The 3,078-nt window shown below is 60.0% G+C and carries 2 protein-coding genes; both read left to right on the top strand.

Annotated features, from left to right (window positions below):
* Window positions 1-109 precede the first annotated feature (109 nt).
* On the top strand, window positions 110-808 hold the full coding sequence (locus ACMLHG_RS04170; RefSeq protein WP_417169664.1) for an H-X9-DG-CTERM domain-containing protein: 699 nt from the start codon (window positions 110-112) through the stop codon (window positions 806-808).
* Window positions 809-820: 12 nt separating this feature from the next.
* Window positions 821-3,078: glycoside hydrolase family 66 protein (locus ACMLHG_RS04165; RefSeq protein ID WP_417169663.1), on the top strand; the 2,258-nt coding region annotated here is incomplete at its 3' end.

Here is a 3,078-nt window from a genome sequence, read left to right as displayed (position 1 = left end):
TCATCCTTCCCGCTGCTCTGCCGTGCATAAATCAGTGCTTTCATTGTTTTTGCTCCTCATTCTACTTGTTTTAATATACACCATATTGTATATTTAACAAGTGGTCATAGTGGTGATCGCAATCATCGCCATTCTGGCGGCGATGCTGCTGCCCGCATTGAACAAAGCCCGGGCGAGGAGCAAGGCGATCGCCTGCACGGCAAACTGCAAACAACTGGGAACCGCCCTGATCTCGTACACCATGGATAAAGCAGGATATCTGACCGTTTCGCTCTCACCCGACAGCACCGCCCGAAGCGGTTTCTGGTCTCGGGAACTCGCCCCGTATGTCGGCATCACCGGCAACTTGGATGCCGTCGGCCTGGTCAAATACAGTGACAGCCGTCTGGTTTCCGGCGTATTTCGCTGTCCCTCCTATACGGATGAGATGATTGTTGCCGCAACCGGAACCGCAGACTCAATCTACTGTGCCATCGGCTACGGCTGGAATCAGCAGATGGGAGCACGGGACCATACGAATTCGCCTTTTCGGATGAAGATTCAGAAGGTCCGCCATCCATCGCGCAAAGTGATGCTCGGCGACACAACCGACTGGTTCAAATCCACCAGCAACGCACTGCGGACAATCTACCCGGAGAGCACCTACTCCGAACCGTACCCCAACCCCTGCATTGGCAACCGGCACAGTGGAGGGGTGAACATGGTGCTGGGAGACGGCCATGTGGAGTGGTTCCAGCAGAGTGTGCTCCGGGCGGCGCCCGGCCCCGGTATGGATCAGAAATGGCGTTTCATGCCGGCAATGAACTAGGAGAAAGAATTGATGAAACTGATCTACGCAATCGCCCTGCTCAGCTGCACGCTCACGCTGTCAGCGGAGTGGGGAATCCGACTCAACGTATACGGCGAAGGCAAGGTGGAACTCGCCCCGGCCCCCGGCGAAACGTATGTCCACAACATCCAATGGGGGGAAGAAAAGGCGCGCAAATATTCGCTCTACGTCCAGAAGAAGGGATTTCCAGACGAGGGGGAGACGACCTTTTCGTTCTCGTTTCTGCCGAAACAGAGCGGCAGAGTGATCCTGGAGCTGAGCGGCTGTTTCATCCAGCGGCCGAAGATGAAGGAGCCGGACAAGGCGTATGTCCACTACCTCTCGGTTCGCGCCGACGGTTGCACCATCCGGAACGGTGATTTCCGCGAACGGAATGCGGCGGGCGATGCGGTCGGCTGGTCATTTTTCGGCGGAGCAACGACGCTTCCGCAGGGAGTCGAGGCGTGGCAGCGGGGCGGAATCCGCCAGCAGATCGCCGTCAAGGGCGACGAAGTCGTCACCGTCACCATCGTCGCCCGGAAGGGGCGCTATGAGAAGGCGGTTCCGCCGCCGCAGGCGAAGGTGTTCCGCCACGGCAAATGGGAGCTGACGGTCGACGGCGGCAACGGCGCGTGGCTCCAGCTCAAATATGACGGTGAAATCCTCCTCCACAATCCGGCGCGACAGAACGGCTTCTCACTCCATACTGCCCGGCCGCTGGGGGAATTCCGGCTGACGAAGGCGGAGTTCTCTCCGGAAAAAGGGACGCTCGCACTTCATCTGGAAACGCCCGGCTGGCGTTTTGTCGAGCAGACCACCTTCGGGAAGTGGCTGGTCCGCAGCTTTTCCGCGGAAAATACCGGAAAAAAGCCGGTCAAATTCACCTGCGCCCACTTCTTCCATTATGTGAAGAGAGAGGGCCGCTATCTCCTGCCCGGGACGCTGTTCGGTGACAACCGCGGGTATGGCACCATGGCCCGCGATCCCGATTTCACGCCGCACCGCGCAGGGAAACTGGAGGAGATGAAAAACGGCGAATTCCGCAACGGCGTTTTCGACTGCTATTTTGCGTTCCTTGAACAACGGCCGGAGCGGACACTTGTTCTCGCCTTCGACGGCAGAAAAGAGGCCTCGCGCACCGGCTACCGCGCCCTCGGCGACTCGGCGCGAATCGAGACCTACCTCTCCGCCGCCGGCTGGGCCGAACCGGGAGTGCCGCAGCAGATCGGCGACATCTATCTTGCAATTCACCCCGGACCACTCGCCGATGCGTTGCAAACGAGTACCGGGATGTGGTTCCGCGACGTCGGCATGCTCCCGCCGGCGAACCGGCCCGACTGGGTGTTCGACCGCTCGCTCTACGTGACACTGCCGACCCCGAATCTGGGCAGTGTGGACGGTTGCCGGGATGGCGACGCGTTGCTGCGCCGCATCCGGAATCTCCATTTCAACTCCATCTGGCTCCTGCCGCCCTATTACGCCAACGGGATGTACTCGCCGACGGACTACTACCGCTTCCGCGCCGATGTCGGCACCTTTGCGGAATATCGGGAGTTTCTGAAGAAAGCCCATGCGAACCGGTTCCGGGTCTGGCAGGATATCGTTCCGCACGGGGGTCAGCCGGCAACCGCAAAGGCGCGCGGCATCTCCCCCTGGAGTCTGATCGTCGAACAGAACGGCAAGATCCGCCGCGGCGAAGCCTACGATTACAGCTCCCGCGAGTGGCAGAAGTACATCCTCGCAGTATGCGACTACTATATGAAAAATTTTGACATCGACGGGTTCCGCATCGACCAGTGCGGTTCCTCCTACCCGAACTGGCGCGCTCCCCATCACTTTGCGAAAAAGCAGCCCGGCGTGGATCCCGACTGGCTCAGGGAACATCTGGAGAAAAACGGCGGCAAGGTCCCCCCCATCTCCACCCCCCGCGCCAGCACGACGAGCCGCATCACCGGTGCGGAATTGACCGGGAAGATCCGCGACATCGTCCGCAAGTACCGTCCTGACGGCGCCGTACTCGCCGAAACATGGCAATTGAACTGCGCTCCGGCCGGCGATGTCATCTTCGATTTCACCTTCCGCCGGATTCCGCTGCAGCTCGCCCGGTTCGGCGCCGAAATCACCGCAAAGGAGACCGCCCGCTATCAGCAGGAGAAGATGCTGCTCACCCCTCCCGGTACCATCATCGAACGGTTTATCGAGGTGCATGACGGCTTTCCCACGCACGCCACCGGAATCGTCGGTCAAAATGCCGGGCGGGCGTTCCGTTC

Origin of the sequence: Victivallis sp., from assembly GCF_048170485.1 — a bacterium.
Lineage (GTDB): Bacteria > Verrucomicrobiota > Lentisphaeria > Victivallales > Victivallaceae > Victivallis.
The sequence above is the reverse complement of the archived record's forward strand: the minus strand, read 5'-3'. Positions and strand labels throughout refer to the sequence as shown.